The sequence below is a fragment of the Ruegeria pomeroyi DSS-3 genome (assembly GCF_000011965.2).
GTDB classification, from domain to species: Bacteria; Pseudomonadota; Alphaproteobacteria; order Rhodobacterales; family Rhodobacteraceae; genus Ruegeria_B; species Ruegeria_B pomeroyi.
Map to the genome: position 1 here is coordinate 3,357,733 of NC_003911.12, position 16,346 is coordinate 3,374,078.

Sequence of the window (16,346 nt, forward strand, 5' to 3'; positions counted from 1 at the left end):
GCCACGGGCGGCTAGTGTCATGAATGACATTATCCAGATCGAAATGGACAACACGCCTTGGACGTCCTCCTGCTGCATCCCACCCCCTGCCAACGGTCCAGCCTGGCCATCGCCGAGGACATGCTGGACAGCGCCAACCGGGTGGCCGCGCTGCGCGGCGAGGCGGCGCCGTTTCGCTGGCGCACCCTGCGCCCCGAGGCGGTCGGCCCGGGCACACCGGCGCCGGGGCTGGTAGTGCTGCCGGGGCTGGGGCTTGCCTCGGCTCACGACCTACGGGCCGCGATGGACAGCCCTGCCTTTGCGACGTTGAGTGCAGCGCTGCGCCACCTCGCCCAGCCCGGTACTCGCATCGCCGGTGCCTGCACCGGCGTCTTTGCCCTGGCCGCCGCCGGTCTGCTTGACGGGCGCCGCGCCACCACAACCTGGTGGCTGGCGCCGCTGCTGCGTGCCTGGTTCCCCAAGGTCCGGGTCGAGATGGGCGAGGTGCTGTACAGCGATGGGGCGCTGGTGACGGCAGGGGCGTCCTTTGCCCAGATCGACCTGATGCTGCATCTGATCGAGACCCAGGCGGGCTATGCCCTGGCCGAGGATTGCCGCCGCTTCCTGTTGGCCGACAGTCGGCCCAGCCAGTTGCCCTATCTGTCGGTGGCGACCCTGGTGGCGGGCGATCCGGCGCTGCAACGGGCCGAGCTGCATTTACGCCGCCATATCGCCCGGCAGGTGCCGCTGGCCGAACTGGCAGAGGCCGCCGGGCTGGGCGCGCGCACCTTTGCCCGCCGTCTGGCACGGGTCGCGGGCATGACCCCGGGCGAGTTTGCCCAGACCCTGCGGGTGACCGAGGCGATCCGGCTATACCGGGCGGGCGGGCTGAGCCTGGAACAGATCGCGCATCGGGTCGGATATGGCGATGCCACCGCCCTGCGGCGGGTGATGACGCGCCGCACCGGTCGGCGGCTGGAAAGCTTTCGCACCTGACCACTCGGCTTTGGCCATGGCCAATGCCGGGCGCTTGCGGCATATACGCGCTTGCGACAGTTTCAAAGCCGGACCCAGACATGACCCAGATCATCACCGCCCTTGCCGAGATTTCCGAGCGCTACCGCGCGCTGTTCGTCGATCTGTGGGGCTGCGTCCACAACGGGGTGACGGCCTATCCCGAGGCGGTCGCCGCGTTGCAGGCCTATCGCGCGGCTGGCGGCATCGTGGTGCTGGTCACCAACTCGCCCAAACCGCGTGCGGGTGTCGCAACACAGCTGAGCCAGTTCAAGGTGCCGCAGGACGCCTATGACACCATCGCCACCAGCGGTGACAGTGCGCGTTCGGCCATGTTCCGCGGCGCAGTTGGGCAAAAGGTCTATTTCATGGGCGAGTGGGAGCGCGACGCGGGCTTTTTCGAACCGCTCAAGCTGCTCGATTCCCCGGTTGAAATCACCCGTGTGCCGCTGCAAGAGGCCGAGGGCATCGTCTGTTGCGGCCCCTTCGACCCGATGGCCGACCCGGCGGTGAACCGGCCCGATTTCCTCTACGCCAAGACCAAGGGGATGAAGCTGCTTTGCGCCAATCCCGATATCGTGGTCGACCGTGGCGAAATCCGCGAATGGTGCGCCGGGGCACTGGCGCGGCTTTATACCGAGATGGGCGGCGAGAGCCTCTATTTCGGCAAACCGCACCCGCCGATCTATGATCTGGCGCGCCGCCGGCTGTTGTCCTTGGGGGCGGATATTGCCGATTCCGAGATCCTGGCGATCGGCGACGGCATCCAGACGGACATCGCCGGTGGCCAGGGTGAAGGTATTGATTCCCTGTTCATCTCGGGCGGTCTGGCTGCATCGGAAACCAAAACTGGCCACAGCCCCGACCCCGCAGCGCTAACAGCCTATCTGGACAGGGAAAACCGCATGCCAACTTATACCATCGGACAACTTCGCTGACGAATTAGGGCTTGATTTTCTGCGACTGCAAAGTAATAAAGTTGCCCAAGTATGGCGGGGTCTGACGCAAAATTACTCCGCCGCATGGATAGAGAGGGTGACATGTTGGACAACCTGCCGCGCGGAACGATCTGTATCGAAGATATCGAGATGGGTATGACCCGGTACCTGCGCAAGCAGGTGACCGACGAGGATATCGAGATGTTCGCCCAGGTCTCGACCGACCGCAATCCGGTGCATCTGGACGATGAATACGCCCGCGACACCATCTTTGAGGGGCGCATTGCCCATGGCATGTTGACCGCCGGGCTGATCTCGGCCGTGATCGGCGAGCAGCTGCCCGGCCATGGCACGGTCTACATGGGTCAGTCGCTGAAATTCCTTGCCCCCGTGCGGCCGGGCGATACGGTCTATGCCGAGGTCAAGGTGATCGACATCGACTTTGCCAAGCGCCGGGTCAAGCTGGACTGTCACTGCGCCGTCGATGGCAAGAAGGTGCTGGTGGGCGAGGCCATGGTGCTGGCCCCCTCGCGCAAGTTCGACTGAACGGCAGCAAAGCTGCCATTCGCCGCCTCGCCCCTCAGCAACACACGAAGAAGTGATCGTCGCTCGCGCTGCCCGGGCCCAGTCCGGGTAACGTTTTCCCCCTGCATTTCAACAGGTTGAACAATCCTGCGCAGATCGCAGCCCATTGAGCGCGCGCAGGACAATTCTGCTGAAAGCCAGACTGAACTTGCTATCGTTTGGACAAGACTCACTTAACTTGTTCATGAAGTGGAGTTCGAGATGCGAGCAATCGTTATCGGCGCAGGGATGGGAGGGCTGATGACCGCCCTGGCGCTGCGGCAATCCGGGGTCTTTTCCGCGATCGAGGTCTACGAGCAGACCAGGCAGCCAAGCACAGCCGGGGCCGGGCTGAACATTCCACCCAACGGGGCGCGGATCTGCCGTTGGCTGGGTGTCGATCTGGATGGCGGCGATCCCAAAGGACCGGATGGCGCGATAGATGGCGGCCGGGCCGCGATCCTGAAATCGACCCGGCAGTTCAACACCGATGGCAGCGTGACCGAAAGGCCGTTCGACCATGTCACCGCAGTCGGCGATGGCGCCGGGTTTCATCACATGCACCGGCTGGACCTGCTGATGTGCCTCTACAAGCGGGTGTTCGAGTTCGGCCCCGACAGTGGCACCCCCTGCCCGATATCCGTCCATATGGACAGCAGGCTGACCGGACTGGAGCAAAGCCAAGGCGGTGTGACGGCGGCGTTTGCCAATGGACATACCGCGACCGGCGACATTCTGGTTGGCGCCGATGGGATCAACTCGGCCACTCTCAGTCTGGCCTGGCCCAGTCCGCGCCCCAGGCGCTGGACCGAGGTCACCTGTTTTCGCGGCCTCATTCCGCGCGAAACCGTGGCGGCGCTGCGCAAACCCGATGGCAGCCCGCTGGATTACAACCCCATCCACTCTTTCAGCATGGACCGCCACAAGACGGACCGCAGCGGCGCGACCACCTATTGGGTGCGGGGTGGCGAGCTGTTGAACGTCTGGATCGCCCGCTACGAACCCGATTCAACCGCCTTTGAACAGGAAGAGGGCGACTGGTTTCCCATCAGCCGCGAAGAAATCACGCGCGACGTCGGCGCAGCCTTTGCCGAGCTTCCCAATCGCGACGACCTGGTCGCCCTGGCCGGGGCGATGGTGCGGCCCACGAAATGGGGGCTTTATGACCGCGATGCGCTGGATAGCTGGGTGCAGGGGCGCATCTGCCTGCTGGGCGATGCGGCGCATCCGATGCTGCCCACCTTTGGGCAGGGCGCCGCGCAGGCGTTCGAGGATGCCGCCGCGCTTGGCTGCGCCTTTGCCCTGCACCGCCGCGACGTGGCCACTGCCCTGTTGCACTATGAACGGGTGCGCCACTATCGCGCCAGCCGGTTCCAGCTGGGATCGAAATTCGCCTTCGATCATCTGCGCCCCAAGGATACCGAGGCGCAAAAAGCGCTGCTCGAAGGGCTGGACGAACGTGTCACGCCAGCGTTTTCCCATGACAAGCGCGGCGGCGAGAATGACGCCTGGATCTATGCCTTTGACGCCCGCAACATCGGCCCCACCCTGCCCGCCAAGAAATGGGGACCGTGGGATTATCGCGAGGCGTCGAAAGAGGATCATGCAAAGGCGACGCAGAGCCTCTGGCGGCCAGAGGTTCCGGCCGATGGCGCCCGTCGCGTGACCCGCGCCGAGGTCGCCCGGCACAACACCCGCGACGATTGCTGGATCATCGTTTCGGGCAAGGTCTATGACATCACGGCCTGGGCCCCTCATCACCCCGGCGGCGCGGGCATCGCCCGGATTTATGCGGGCAAGGAGGCAACCGCCGAGTTCGGCGATTATCACAGCGCGCAAGCGGTCGCGCATATGGCGCATTTCTGTATCGGCGAACTGGTCGAGACATCGGATGATATACAACCGCCAGCATGAATCGAGCGCCCCGTCCGGGCGATGTGTAGCGTTGGAAACAGCCCCGCCCGTCAAGTCGCGCTTGAACATGGAGAAACCTGCGTTTACCCAACCTGCATGCGTATCATCCGCGACTACAGATTTCTTGAACCCGCAGACCGGGGCGCCAGCGTCGCCATCGGCAATTTCGACGGTGTGCATATCGGGCATCGCTCGGTGATCGAGCTGGCCCGGCAGGCCGCACCCGATGTGCCGCTGGGGGTGATGACCTTCGAACCGCATCCGCGCGAGTATTTCGCCCCCGACAGCCCGCCCTTTCGCCTGATGCGCGGCCCGGCGCGGGCGCACCGGCTGGAAAAGCTGGGGGTCGAGCGGCTCTATGAACTGCCTTTCAACGCAGCGCTCGCCGGGTTGACGCCCGAAGGCTTCGCACGCGGGGTGATCTGCGACGGGCTGGGTCTGAAACATGTGGTGATCGGTGCCGATTTCTGCTTCGGCAAGGGCCGCAGCGGCAACGCCGCCGACATGGTGCGGTTCGGGCAGCAGATGGGGTTCGGCGTCACCATTGCGCCGCTCCTGGAGCAGACCGAACGCGTGATCTCGTCAACCGCGATCCGTACCGCGCTAAGCGAGGGCCGCCCGCGCGACGCCGCCGCGATGCTGGGCCATTGGCACCGGATCGAGGGCGAGGTGATCGGCGGCGAGCAGCGCGGGCGCGAACTAGGCTTTCCCACTGCCAATATGTCGATCGACGGGCTGCACCCGCCCCGGTTCGGCGTCTATGCGGTGCTGGTCGATGTGCTCGATGGGCCGCACAAGGGCAGCTATCACGGTGCCGCCTCGGTGGGTGTGCGACCGATGTTCAACGGCGAGCGGCCCAATATCGAAACCTTTCTGTTCGACTTCTCCGGCGATCTTTACGGCGCCACGCTGAGCGTCGGGCTGGTTGAGTATCTGCGCCCGGAGATGACCTTTGACGGGCTCGACGCCCTTATCGCGCAGATGGACGCCGATTGCGCCCGCGCCCGCGATATCCTGGCGGCGCCATGACGGATCCAATCGAGCGCAACGGGCTGCGCCCGCGTTTCTGGGAGCGCAAGCCGCTGGCGCGGCTGAACAAGACCGAATGGGAGGCGCTGTGCGACGGCTGCGGCAAATGCTGCCTGAACAAGCTCGAGGACGAGGATACCGGCGAGGTCGAGCTGACCCGGGTCGCCTGCCGGCTTCTGGATGACGAGAGCTGCCATTGCACGCAATACCCGATCCGGCACCAGTTCGTGCCCGATTGCATCGTGCTGACGCCCGACAATCTGGACAGCCACGCCTATTGGATGCCCCGCACCTGCGCCTATCGGCTGCTGTGGGAGGGTAAGCCGCTTTACGACTGGCACCCGCTGATCTCGGGCGACCCCGAGAGCGTGCACCGCGCGGGCGTCTCGGTGCGCGGCATCACCGTATCCGAGTTTGAAACCCCCGAAGAAGACTGGGAAGACCATATCATCGAGGAGCCGATCTGATGTTCTTTGCCTCTGACAACTCCGGTCCCGTCCACCCCGAGATCCTTGCGGGCCTGACTGACGCCAACCAGGGATATGCCATGGCCTATGGGGCGGATACGCAGATGCAGGCGGTGCAGGAGAAAATTCGTCGAATTTTCGAGGCGCCAGACGCGGCGGTCTATCTGGTGGCAACCGGGACAGCGGCCAACTCGCTTGCGCTGGCCACCTTGTCACAGCCCTGGCAGACGATCTTTTGCTCACCCGTGGCCCATATCCACGAGGACGAGTGCAACGCGCCCGAATTCTATTCGGGCGGCGCCAAGCTGACGCTTGTGCCCGGCGGCGACCGGATGACGCCCGAGGCGCTACGCGCCTCGATTACGGGCGAAGAGACCCGTGGCGTGCACGGGCCACAGCGCGGCCCGGTCTCGATCACCCAGGTGACCGAACGCGGCGGCGTCTATTCCATCGCCGAATTGCAGGCGCTTTGCGCGGTGGCCAAGGCGTACGGCCTGCCGGTGCATCTGGACGGCGCCCGCTTTGCCAATGCGCTGGTCGCGCTCAACGCCTCGCCCGCCGAGATGACCTGGAAGGCCGGCGTTGACGCGGTCAGCTTTGGCGGCACCAAGAATGGCTGCATGGGCGTCGAGGCGGTGATCTTCTTCGACCCGAAACATGCCTGGGAATTCGAGCTGCGCCGCAAGCGCGGCGCGCATCTGTTCTCGAAACACCGCTACCTGTCGGCGCAGATGCTGGCCTATCTGAGCGATGACCTCTGGCTGCGCTCGGCGCGTCGGGCCAATGACAATTGCGCCCGCCTGGCCGAGGGGTTGCGGGCGGCCGGGGCCGAGTTCCTGCACGAACCGCAGGCCAATATCGTCTTTGCCAGTTTCCCGCGTGCGATCCATCGGCGCCTGATGGGTGCGGGTGCGTCCTATCACCTGTGGGGGGCCGAGCTGGAAGGCGCGAACGAGGACGAAATGCTGGCCTGCCGCATGGTCTGCGACTGGTCCATCGGAACCGACCAGATCGACCGCTTCCTGTCACTGCTCTGAGGGGGTGCAAGGGGCGCTGCCCCGGTGCAAAATTCGTAGAATTTTGTCACCTCCCCCGGAGTATTTTTAGCGAAATGAAAGGGCGTGCTCAGCCTGTCCGCGACCAGAGCGCGCGGATATGGGCCGCTGTCTCGTCGGGGTGGGTGATCGGCAGCATGTGGCCGGCGCCCTCGATCACCATTTCGACGGCATCGGGCAAGCGGCGCTGGAGGCCCATCGAGATCGCCTGCATCACCGGATGGGTCAATGCGCCCCGCAGCAGCAGCACCGGCATGGCCGCGCGGTCAAGCCGGCCCGGCGCCAGCAACCCGGCGGTATCGTCAAACAATGCCGCATCCATCGTCGGCACCACATGGATGCCGCGTATCATGGCGGCACGAGTGGCTTCGGGCAGGTCGGGCCAGCGCGGGCTATCGGCGGTGCTCCACATCCGGTTGAACAGTCGCGCGGCAAGCGCATGATCCCCGGCGGCAAGCGCATCGAGATAGGGTTGCGCATCACTGGCATGGCTGTCGATCAACTCGGGCGCGTCCTGGCGCGCCACAGCAAAAAAGACCGGCTCGATCAGGGTCAGGCTGCGCACCCGCTCGGGGTGTTCAACCGCCAGACGCAGCGCCACCGTGGCGCCGAAGGAATGGCCGATCACATCCATCGGAGCCTCGGTCAGGCAGGTCCTGGCAATGCCCAGGATACGGTCCTGAAAACAACCCTGCCCGTCCCAGTCCGGGCTGCGACCGTGACTGAGCATGTCGGGCGCGGTAAATTGCGCCTCCTCCCCCAAGATGCGTGTCAGCCCCTTCCAGGCGCCTGAATGGGCGATGGTGCAATGCAGCGCCAGCACCAGGCGCGGACCATGGCCAAAATGGCTGACATGAGCGGTTTGCGGCAGGGCCTGCGCCGCCCTCACCCTTTCATCTCCGCCAGATGGGCGTCGAGATCGTCGAGCCGATCCTGGCCCCAGAACCGCTGCCCGTCAGCGGTGATATAGAACGGGGCGCCGAAGACACCGCGTTCGACCGCTTCTTCCAGGTTGGCGCTATAGGTTTCAGCACCCGCCAGCAGACCGCTGTCGGCCAGCCCCGGATCGAAGCCGGCCTGGGCCAGACAATCGCGGATCACCTCGTCCTGGGCGATATCGCGCTCCTCGGCCCAGCAGGCGCGCAAAATGCCATGACACAGCGCGCCAAGGTCGCCGCCCCCGGCCCGCCCCGCCGCGATGATCGCGTATGAGGAAGGGGCAGCATTGGTGGGCCAGAATGCCGGTTTCATGTTGAGCGGCAGACCGGTTTTGCGCGTCTGGCGCTGCAACTCCTGTGCCCGGTATTCGATGCGCGAGGGATGCCGATCCTTTGGCGGCACCCCGCCGGTGCGGGCAAACAGCGCCATGATATCCACCGGCTTGTAGGCGATCGTGGCCCCGTGGCGGGTGGCGATCTCTTCCAGACGCTGCCCGGCGAGATAGGAGAACGGGGAAAGTGTCGCAAAAAAGTAGTCGATATCGGCCATATTCGTTTTCTCCACTGCCTGCGCTTTGCGGGACCGTACGCCCATGATAAGCGGTGTCAACATCACGAATCTGTCACAACAGACAGTGCTGCCTGGGGATAATCGTCATGCCGTCACTCACCGAGCCCAAGCTGATCGCTGGGAACGCCAATCTTCCGCTTGCCCGCTCCATTGCCCGCCGGATGAGCCTCTATCGCGGGGTCGACCAGGGGCTGGTCGACGCCCGGGTCGAGCGGTTCAACGACGGCGAGATATTCGTCGAAGTGTTCGAGAATGTCCGCGGCGAGGACATGTTCATCATCCAGCCGACGTCGAACCCGGCCAATGACAACCTGATGGAGCTGCTGATCATCGCCGATGCGCTGCGCCGGTCCTCGGCCAGCCGGATTACCGCGGTGATCCCCTATTTCGGCTATGCTCGCCAAGATCGCCGCACCAAGGCGCGCACCCCGATCAGTGCCAAACTGGTCGCCAATATGCTGACCGGCGCCGGGATCGAGCGGATCCTGACCATGGATCTGCACGCGGCCCAGATTCAGGGCTTTTTCGACATTCCGGTCGACAACCTCTATGCCTCGCCGATCTTTGCACTGGACGTGCAGACCCAGTTCAAACAGCAGATGTCGGACCTGATGGTGGTGTCGCCGGATGTGGGCGGCGTGGCGCGGGCGCGCGAATTGGCCAAGCGGATCAACGCGCCGCTGTCGATCGTGGACAAGCGCCGGGAAAAGCCGGGCGAAGTGGCCGAGATGACGGTGATCGGCGATGTGACCGACAAGATCTGCCTGATCGTCGATGATATCTGCGACACCGCCGGAACCCTTTGCAAAGCAGCGCAGGTGCTGCTCGACAATGGCGCGCGCGAGGTCCACTCTTATATCTCGCACGGGGTGATGAGCGGGCCGGCTGTCGAACGGGTCAGCAATTCGGTGATGAAGTCGCTGGTGATCACGGATTCCATCCAGCCGACACCCGAGATCCTGGCCGCCCCGAATATCCGCGTGGTACCGACCGCGCCGATCTTTACCCAGGCGATCCTGAATATCTGGAACGGAACGTCGGTCTCGTCCCTGTTCGAGGACAAGACCCTGCGGCCGATCTACGAATCTCTCTATCACATGGACTGATGCCGATTGCCGGTTCAACTGAACCGGCAATCGGCGAGCGCCCCAGAAAATTCGACGAATTTTCTGGGGCCACCGCAAGGGATCAGATCACGTCCCAATCATCTTCGTTGCGCATGTCGCCGATCGCGGTCCAGCCCAGCCGCAGGCGGGCGACGCGGGTATCGGCCCAGGTACGAAACACCAACTCAAAACCTTCCGGCGTGACATTCTCGGCCTTGACTTCGGCCCGTACCGCCGCGCTGGTATCCACATCCCATAGCGAAATAGTGACCATCACCACCGGGGTAGAGCGGAACGTCTGCTCGAACAGGACTGGCTTGCGCCTTTCACGGCTGCCCGAACCGGTCCACATATCACCGCCATTCTCGAAATCCGAGAACATCGCCTCATCGCCTTGCTGGATGGCGACCGGATGGGAAGAAAACAGCTTCATGGCTCGAAACCCGCACAAATTCCTTGTTTGCCTACGTCTCTACAAGGCCAGTTCGGCCAAAACATGACGCAAAAAGGGCCAGCCCGTTGCCCGGCTGGCCCCCGTTTTCTGGACTGCGCGCGCGAGGCTCAGAGCCCCATATGCGTGCCCAGGGCCTCCATATCAGCCAACAGCTTGGCAGCGTCATCCACAACGCTGGTATGCTCCTGCCCTTTGGCGGCCTCATGCGAGGAACGGGCCTCGGCGATCAGTTCGTCCAGATGCGCCCGCGTTACCTCGGTCACAGGGATGGCTTTCTCGGCCAGCACCGACAGGCTGTCGGCGCCGATCTGGGCAAAGCCGCCCGTGACCAGATATTCGCTGGTGCCTTCGGGTCCTTCGACCTTCAGCACCCCGGGACGCAGCGTGGTGATGGTGGGGGCATGATCGGGCATTGCCGTCATGTCCCCGTCCGCGCCGGGAATCTGGACCGCGCTGACCTGAAGCGACGCAAGAAGTCGCTCCGGGCTGACGAGGTCGAATTGCATCGTGTTTGCCATCAGGGATACTCCTTAGGCGGCTTCTGCGGCCATCCGCTCGGCTTTGGCGATCACTTCGTCGATGCCGCCAACCATGTAGAAGGCGCCTTCGGGCAGGTGGTCGTATTCACCGGCCACAACCGCCTTGAACGACGAGATGGTGTCTTCCAGCGGAACCTGCACACCGTCCGAGCCGGTGAACACTTTCGCCACGTCGAAGGGCTGGCTGAGGAAACGCTGGATTTTCCGGGCGCGGGCCACGGTCAGCTTGTCCTCTTCGCTCAGTTCGTCCATGCCGAGAATGGCGATGATGTCCTGCAGCGACTTGTAGCGCTGAAGGATACCCTGAACGTCACGGGCAACCTGATAATGCTCTTCACCGACAACCTGCGGATCGAGGATCCGGCTCGACGAGTCGAGCGGGTCCACAGCCGGGTAGATACCCAGTTCCGAGATCGCACGCGACAGAACCGTGGTTGCGTCGAGGTGCGCAAAGGTGGTTGCGGGCGCGGGGTCGGTAAGGTCGTCCGCGGGAACGTAGACGGCCTGGATCGAGGTGATCGAGCCTGCCTTGGTCGAGGTGATGCGTTCCTGCATCGCACCCATGTCGGTGGCCAGCGTCGGCTGGTAACCCACGGCTGAAGGGATACGGCCCAGAAGTGCGGACACCTCGGAACCGGCCTGGGTGAAGCGGAAGATGTTGTCCACGAAGAACAGAACGTCGGTGCCGGACTGGTCGCGGAACTGCTCGGCCAGGGTCAGACCGGTCAGCGCAACGCGGGCACGGGCTCCCGGAGGCTCGTTCATCTGGCCGTAAACCAGGGCCACCTGCGATTCTTCCAGGTTCTCGAGCTTGATCACGTTGGATTCGATCATCTCGTGGTAGAGGTCGTTGCCCTCACGGGTCCGTTCACCCACACCGGCGAACACCGAGTAGCCCGAGTGCACCTTGGCGATGTTGTTGATCAGTTCCATGATCAGAACGGTCTTGCCCACGCCGGCGCCGCCGAACAGGCCGATCTTGCCGCCCTTGGAATAGGGGGCCAGCAGGTCGATCACCTTGATGCCGGTGACCAGGATGTCCGACGAGGTCGACTGTTCGTCAAACGAGGGTGCGGGCTGGTGGATGGCACGGGTCTCGGTGGCGTTCACCGGGCCCTTTTCGTCCACCGGTTCGCCGATCACGTTCAGGATGCGGCCCAGGGTGGCTGCGCCCACCGGCACCGAGATCGGGCCGCCGGTATCGGTCACGACCGCGCCACGGACCAGACCTTCGGTCGCGTCCATTGCGATGGTGCGGACGGTGTTCTCGCCCAGGTGCTGCGCAACTTCGAGCACCAGACGCTTGCCGTTGTTTTCGGTTTCCAGCGCGTTCAGAATTTCAGGCAGGGCATCATCGAACTGGACGTCGACGACGGCCCCGATGATCTGCGTGACTTTGCCTTTTGCATTCGCCATGTTTCGTCTCCGGATTTTCTTACAGCGCCTCGGCGCCGGAAATGATTTCGATCAGCTCGTTGGTGATGACGGCCTGACGCGAGCGGTTGAATTCGATGGTCAGCTTGTCGATCATCTCGCCCGCGTTGCGGGTCGCGTTGTCCATCGCCGACATCCGGGCGCCCTGTTCCGAGGCCCCGTTTTCCAGCAGCGCCGAAAAGATCTGCGTCGCCACGCCGCGCGGCAGCAGGTCGGCCAGAATGGCCTCTTCGCTCGGCTCGTAGTCAAACAGCGCAACTTCGTCGCTCTCCCCTTCGGCCTCGAAGGCCGCCGGGATGATCTGTTGCGCGGTCGGCAGCTGGGTCACGACGTTCTGGAACTTCGCATAGAAGATCGTGGCAACGTCGAATTCACCGGCATCGAACCGGCCCAGAACGTCGCGAGCGATGTCCTGAGCATTGGCATAGCCAAGAGCCTTGATACCGCTCAGGTCCACGTGACCCACCATATTGGCGGCAAAGTCACGCTTCATTGCATCGCGGCCCTTCTTGCCGACGGTCAAAATCTTGACCGTCTTGCCCTTGGCCAGCAGTTCATTTGCGCGGACGCGGGCCAGTTTGGCGATGTTCGAGTTGAACCCGCCGCACAGGCCGCGTTCGGCCGTCATGACGACCAGCAGGTGAACCTGATCGCTGCCCGTACCACGGAGCAGCAAGGGGGCGCTGTCGCTGCCCCCGACCGAGGCCGCCAGCCCTGCCATCACGGCATTGAACCGTTCGGCATAGGGGCGGGCCGCTTCGGCAGATTCCTGGGCGCGGCGGAGCTTTGCCGCCGCGACCATCTGCATGGCCTTGGTGATCTTGCGGGTCGATTTGACCGACGCGATCCTGTTTTTTAGGTCCTTGAGATTGGGCATCGACGCCTCTCCTTACGCGAAGGTTGCGGCGTATTCGTCCAGCGCAGCCTTGACCCGACCAGCAGCATCGTCCTTGATCTTGGGATCTTCGTTGGTGATCCAGGCCAGCAGCTCGGCATGTTTGCCGCGCAGATGCTGGAGCAGACCTGCCTCCCAGCGGCCGACATCGGCCAGCGCGACCTTGTCGAGGTAACCGTTGGTACCGGCGAAGATGACGCAGACGATTTCAGCGTTGGTCAGGGGCGAATACTGCGGCTGTTTCATCAGCTCGGTCAGACGCGCACCACGGTTCAGCAGCTGCTGGGTCGCGGCGTCGAGGTCGGAACCGAACTGGGCGAATGCCGCCATCTCGCGATACTGGGCCAGCGACAGTTTCACCGGGCCTGCCACGCTCGACATCGCCTTGGTCTGGGCCGAGGAGCCCACACGCGACACCGACAGACCGGTGTTCACGGCGGGGCGGATGCCCTGATAGAACAGTTCGGTTTCCAGGAAGATCTGGCCGTCGGTGATCGAGATCACGTTGGTCGGGATAAAGGCCGACACGTCGCCGCCCTGGGTTTCGATGACGGGCAGAGCGGTCAGCGAACCGGCGCCAAAGTCTTCGTTCAGCTTGGCCGAACGTTCCAGCAGCCGCGAGTGCAGGTAGAAAACGTCGCCCGGATAGGCTTCACGTCCCGGCGGACGGCGCAGCAGCAGCGACATCTGACGATAGGCCACGGCCTGTTTGGACAGGTCATCGTAGATGATCAGCGCGTGACGGCCGTTGTCGCGGAAATACTCGGCCATCGCGGTTGCGGCATAAGGCGCCAGGAACTGCATCGGCGCAGGGTCGGATGCGGTGGCGGCCACGACGATGGAGTATTCCATCGCGCCGTTCTCTTCCAGCTTCTTGACCAGCTGGGCCACGGTCGAACGCTTCTGACCGATCGCCACGTAGACGCAGTAGAGCTTCTTGCTCTCGTCGTCGCCGGCGGCGTCGTTATAGGATTTCTGGTTCAGGATGGTGTCGAGCGCGATTGCGGTCTTGCCGGTCTGGCGGTCGCCAATGATCAGCTCGCGCTGGCCACGGCCGATCGGGATCATCGAGTCGACGGCCTTGAGGCCGGTCGCCATCGGCTCGTGCACCGATTTACGCGGGATGATGCCGGGCGCCTTGACGTCGGCAACACCGCGCAGCTTGGCATTGATCGGGCCTTTGCCGTCGATCGGGTTACCCAGACCGTCGACCACGCGACCCAGCAGCTCGTCGCCCTGCGGCACGTCCACGATCGAGTTGGTGCGCTTGACGGTGTCGCCTTCCTTGATGTCCCGGTCCGAGCCGAAGATCACGACGCCGACGTTGTCGTTTTCCAGGTTCAGCGCCATCCCCATGATGCCGCCCGGGAATTCGACCATTTCACCGGCCTGAACATTGTCGAGGCCGTAAACGCGGGCGATACCGTCGCCGACGCTCAGCACGCGACCGATTTCGGCCACTTCTGCTTCCTGACCAAAATTCTTGATCTGGTCCTTCAGGATTGCAGAAATCTCTGCAGCTTGGATACCCATTTATCCGACCTCTTTCATTGCATTCTGGAGGGAGTTGAGCTTGGAGCGGATCGAACTGTCGATCATCTTCGAGCCAACTTTGACGACAAGACCGCCGATGAGGCTTTCATCCACGGTCGCATTGATGGTGACCGACTTGCCGACCTTTTCGCTCAGCGTCTTGGTCAGCTTTTCGATCTGGGTCTTGGTCAGCGCCTTGGCCGAAGCGACCTCGGCCGTGACTTCGCCGCGGGCCTCTGCCAGCGCGTCGCGCAGGGCGGTCAGCAGCTGCGGCAGAACGAACAGGCGCCGTTTCTGCGCCATCAGGCTCAGCGCATTGGCCAGAACCGGGTTCAGTTTCATCTTTTTGGCGACCGCGGTGATCGCGGCCTCCTGTTCGGCGCGCGAGACCAGGGGCGAGGCGATCAGGCTACGCAGATCGGCGCTTTCACCCAGGGCGGCGGTCAGATCGTTGATGCCGGTTTCCAGCCCCTTGAGGTCATTATTGTCTTGCGCGATCGCAAAGATCGCGGTGGCATAGCGCTGGGCGATGCCTGCGGAAATCGAAGCTGGTTCGGACACGTCCACCCTTCCGATATTTTGGCCCCGAACGCGCGTGGCGCGCGACCCCGGGGGCGTGAAGATACCCCGCCCTGGCGGCAGGTCATCAAAATCAGGGGGGATGTAGCAGAGCAGTCCCAGTGTCGCAATATAGTATAGCGATAACGGTCTCGCACCCAAATCATGTGTTTTCAATGCGTTACCTGAACTGCGACCCTTTGGACCCCGATAAGTGCTTGAAAAATGTTACCCGATTGCAGCTTTTCGCGATTCCTGTGACGCGGAACGGGGTTCAAACGGCCCTTCGCCGCCACGATGATTACACCCCCTCCTGACCGCACAGGCCCGGATCTACGCTGCACTGCGAGCCCGCCTGCGCCGACTTCGGGATTCGAATTGGGCAGGCTGGCTGCCCTGCGCAGGAGAGGTGCGCGCAGCGGTGCGGCTGCAACTGTTACCTCATATGGACAGCATATATTTTTTTTGCAATCTTACCGCTTGTTATTACTTGTTACTCAACCGGGGAACGCTAGTGCTTGGAACTATTTTATTCGCGGCTCTTGGAGTCGCCGCCATCGCAACGGTGATCAGCAGCGATGACGATAGCCACGAAGAAATCGCTGATGGAGATGTTCCGCCCCCGATCGAGGAAGAAGACGGCACCCCCTCCCTGATCCAGGAAAACGGTCTGACCGTTGTCACCGGAAATGAAGAGCCAGTGCAGATTGACGTCGAGGCGCTGGACGAAGATGGTGACGCGAGGGTGTACCAAGGCAGCGAAGCCGACGAGACGGTCTATATCGACCCGGACACAACCAGTGAATTTTCTATTCTGATGGGAAGCGGAGGAGCGGACACCGTTGTCACCGGGCTTGGCCAAAACATCAGCACCACCGATGGTGCCGATGCTGACGCCGAGGAAGCGGATACCGTCCGCCTGATCTACACCCCCGGTGCCAGCGAGGAGCTCTTTGAAGACGGCTCTGTCCGGGGCAGTTTTTCCATGGACAAAAACGACGTGCTGGACGTGCAGTTTCCCGAGGGGGAAAGTGGAACCTTGTTGCCGGTCTATTCAACTTTCGTTTCTTATCCTCGCGATGCGTGCTGCTCCTTCGAAGAAGAGCACGAACTGACCTTGGTTTATATCCCGGACGAGGTTGAGTATTCTCTGGAAGAGCTGGAAAGCAGCTACTATCACGATTGGGAGGCTTTGGGGATGGTGCCGATTGCCGATTTCCACCTGGGGCAACGCGGGGAAATCGACTTTACGCATGAAGGTGAAAGCGGCGAGTTCAGGGAATGGGATTACGTCAGAGAGCCGCCGACCGTGACCAGCAACCTGGCAATCGAACGTCAAATCTTGATCCGCTACTGAT

At 63.0% G+C, this 16,346-nt stretch carries 17 protein-coding genes; 9 read left to right on the forward strand and 8 right to left on the reverse strand.

All coding sequences use genetic code 11. From position 1 onward, the window contains the following. The first annotated feature begins 57 nt into the window (after positions 1–57). The 7 genes from SPO_RS15960 (at position 58) to SPO_RS15990 (ending at position 6,942) form a co-directional block, all read left to right on the forward strand. On the forward strand, positions 58–975 hold the full coding sequence (locus SPO_RS15960) for a GlxA family transcriptional regulator (RefSeq protein ID WP_011048840.1): 918 nt from the start codon (positions 58–60) through the stop codon (positions 973–975). Between the two features lie 80 nt (positions 976–1,055). Then, a complete protein-coding gene (locus SPO_RS15965) occupies positions 1,056–1,931 on the forward strand; it encodes an HAD family hydrolase (RefSeq protein WP_030003252.1) in 876 nt (291 codons plus the stop codon). A 102-nt stretch (positions 1,932–2,033) separates the two neighbouring features. Next, positions 2,034–2,477, forward strand: coding sequence for a MaoC family dehydratase (locus SPO_RS15970; protein WP_044028673.1), 444 nt, complete (start codon positions 2,034–2,036; stop codon positions 2,475–2,477). Between the two features lie 240 nt (positions 2,478–2,717). Beyond that, positions 2,718–4,409 carry a cytochrome b5 domain-containing protein gene (locus tag SPO_RS23455; RefSeq protein WP_011048843.1) on the forward strand — a complete coding sequence of 564 codons (1,692 nt, stop codon included), beginning with the start codon at positions 2,718–2,720 and terminating at the stop codon, positions 4,407–4,409. A gap of 96 nt (positions 4,410–4,505) precedes the next feature. Further along, entirely contained in the window at positions 4,506–5,438 is a 933-nt protein-coding gene (locus SPO_RS15980) for a bifunctional riboflavin kinase/FAD synthetase (RefSeq protein WP_011048844.1), read from the forward strand. Continuing rightward, positions 5,435–5,905, forward strand: a complete 471-nt coding sequence (locus SPO_RS15985; RefSeq protein WP_011048845.1) for a YcgN family cysteine cluster protein — start codon at positions 5,435–5,437, stop codon at positions 5,903–5,905. Before SPO_RS15980 ends, SPO_RS15985 begins: the two co-directional genes overlap by 4 nt. Next, entirely contained in the window at positions 5,905–6,942 is a 1,038-nt protein-coding gene (locus tag SPO_RS15990) for a threonine aldolase family protein (protein WP_011048846.1), read from the forward strand. The genes SPO_RS15985 and SPO_RS15990 overlap by 1 nt, the downstream gene beginning before the upstream one ends. An 88-nt stretch (positions 6,943–7,030) precedes the next feature. Here SPO_RS15990 and SPO_RS15995 read toward each other — a convergent pair whose 3' ends face one another. Both SPO_RS15995 and SPO_RS16000 read right to left on the reverse strand, forming a co-directional pair. Beyond that, positions 7,031–7,849 (reverse strand): alpha/beta fold hydrolase, encoded by an 819-nt coding sequence (locus SPO_RS15995; protein ID WP_011048847.1) that lies wholly within the window; start codon positions 7,847–7,849, stop codon positions 7,031–7,033. Further along, positions 7,846–8,448, reverse strand: coding sequence for a 2-hydroxychromene-2-carboxylate isomerase (locus SPO_RS16000; protein ID WP_011048848.1), 603 nt, complete (start codon positions 8,446–8,448; stop codon positions 7,846–7,848). Before SPO_RS16000 ends, SPO_RS15995 begins: the two co-directional genes overlap by 4 nt. A 107-nt stretch (positions 8,449–8,555) precedes the next feature. Here SPO_RS16000 and SPO_RS16005 point away from each other — a divergent pair, with 107 nt between their 5' ends. Then, entirely contained in the window at positions 8,556–9,575 is a 1,020-nt protein-coding gene (locus tag SPO_RS16005) for a ribose-phosphate pyrophosphokinase (RefSeq protein WP_011048849.1), read from the forward strand. An 82-nt stretch (positions 9,576–9,657) separates the two neighbouring features. On the opposite strand, the gene SPO_RS16010 is transcribed toward SPO_RS16005, so the two are convergent. From SPO_RS16010 to SPO_RS16035, 6 genes are all read right to left on the reverse strand, one after another. After that, positions 9,658–10,008, reverse strand: a complete 351-nt coding sequence (locus SPO_RS16010) for an H-type lectin domain-containing protein (RefSeq protein WP_044028674.1) — start codon at positions 10,006–10,008, stop codon at positions 9,658–9,660. A 128-nt stretch (positions 10,009–10,136) separates the two neighbouring features. Continuing rightward, entirely contained in the window at positions 10,137–10,547 is a 411-nt protein-coding gene (locus SPO_RS16015) for a F0F1 ATP synthase subunit epsilon (protein ID WP_011048851.1), read from the reverse strand. Between the two features lie 12 nt (positions 10,548–10,559). Continuing rightward, positions 10,560–11,984: a F0F1 ATP synthase subunit beta gene (gene atpD / locus SPO_RS16020; protein ID WP_011048852.1), complete on the reverse strand. Its 1,425-nt coding sequence runs from the start codon at positions 11,982–11,984 to the stop codon at positions 10,560–10,562. Positions 11,985–12,003: 19 nt separating this feature from the next. Next, positions 12,004–12,879, reverse strand: coding sequence for a F0F1 ATP synthase subunit gamma (locus SPO_RS16025; RefSeq protein ID WP_011048853.1), 876 nt, complete (start codon positions 12,877–12,879; stop codon positions 12,004–12,006). A 12-nt stretch (positions 12,880–12,891) separates the two neighbouring features. Then, on the reverse strand, positions 12,892–14,430 hold the full coding sequence (atpA, locus tag SPO_RS16030; RefSeq protein ID WP_011048854.1) for a F0F1 ATP synthase subunit alpha: 1,539 nt from the start codon (positions 14,428–14,430) through the stop codon (positions 12,892–12,894). After that, positions 14,431–14,991, reverse strand: a complete 561-nt coding sequence (locus SPO_RS16035) for a F0F1 ATP synthase subunit delta (protein WP_011048855.1) — start codon at positions 14,989–14,991, stop codon at positions 14,431–14,433. It lies immediately after the preceding gene. A 418-nt stretch (positions 14,992–15,409) separates the two neighbouring features. Between SPO_RS16035 and SPO_RS16040 the strand changes: the two genes are divergently transcribed. Then, positions 15,410–16,345, forward strand: a complete 936-nt coding sequence (locus tag SPO_RS16040; protein ID WP_144084023.1) for a hypothetical protein — start codon at positions 15,410–15,412, stop codon at positions 16,343–16,345. Position 16,346 lies beyond the last annotated feature (1 nt).

What these genes read in the sequence shown, in the direction of transcription:
- SPO_RS15965 (WP_030003252.1), top strand. Translation starts at nt 1,056, where the DNA reads ATGACCCAGATCATCACCGCCCTTGCCGAGATTTCCGAGCGCTACCGC.
- SPO_RS15970 (WP_044028673.1), top strand. Translation starts at nt 2,034, where the DNA reads ATGTTGGACAACCTGCCGCGCGGAACGATCTGTATCGAAGATATCGAG.
- SPO_RS23455 (WP_011048843.1), top strand. Translation starts at nt 2,718, where the DNA reads ATGCGAGCAATCGTTATCGGCGCAGGGATGGGAGGGCTGATGACCGCC.
- SPO_RS15980 (WP_011048844.1), top strand. Translation starts at nt 4,506, where the DNA reads ATGCGTATCATCCGCGACTACAGATTTCTTGAACCCGCAGACCGGGGC.
- SPO_RS15985 (WP_011048845.1), top strand. Translation starts at nt 5,435, where the DNA reads ATGACGGATCCAATCGAGCGCAACGGGCTGCGCCCGCGTTTCTGGGAG.
- SPO_RS15990 (WP_011048846.1), top strand. Translation starts at nt 5,905, where the DNA reads ATGTTCTTTGCCTCTGACAACTCCGGTCCCGTCCACCCCGAGATCCTT.
- SPO_RS16000 (WP_011048848.1), bottom strand. Translation starts at nt 8,448, where the DNA reads ATGGCCGATATCGACTACTTTTTTGCGACACTTTCCCCGTTCTCCTAT.
- SPO_RS16005 (WP_011048849.1), top strand. Translation starts at nt 8,556, where the DNA reads ATGCCGTCACTCACCGAGCCCAAGCTGATCGCTGGGAACGCCAATCTT.
- SPO_RS16010 (WP_044028674.1), bottom strand. Translation starts at nt 10,008, where the DNA reads ATGAAGCTGTTTTCTTCCCATCCGGTCGCCATCCAGCAAGGCGATGAG.
- SPO_RS16015 (WP_011048851.1), bottom strand. Translation starts at nt 10,547, where the DNA reads ATGGCAAACACGATGCAATTCGACCTCGTCAGCCCGGAGCGACTTCTT.
- atpD (WP_011048852.1), bottom strand. Translation starts at nt 11,984, where the DNA reads ATGGCGAATGCAAAAGGCAAAGTCACGCAGATCATCGGGGCCGTCGTC.
- SPO_RS16025 (WP_011048853.1), bottom strand. Translation starts at nt 12,879, where the DNA reads ATGCCCAATCTCAAGGACCTAAAAAACAGGATCGCGTCGGTCAAATCG.
- atpA (WP_011048854.1), bottom strand. Translation starts at nt 14,430, where the DNA reads ATGGGTATCCAAGCTGCAGAGATTTCTGCAATCCTGAAGGACCAGATC.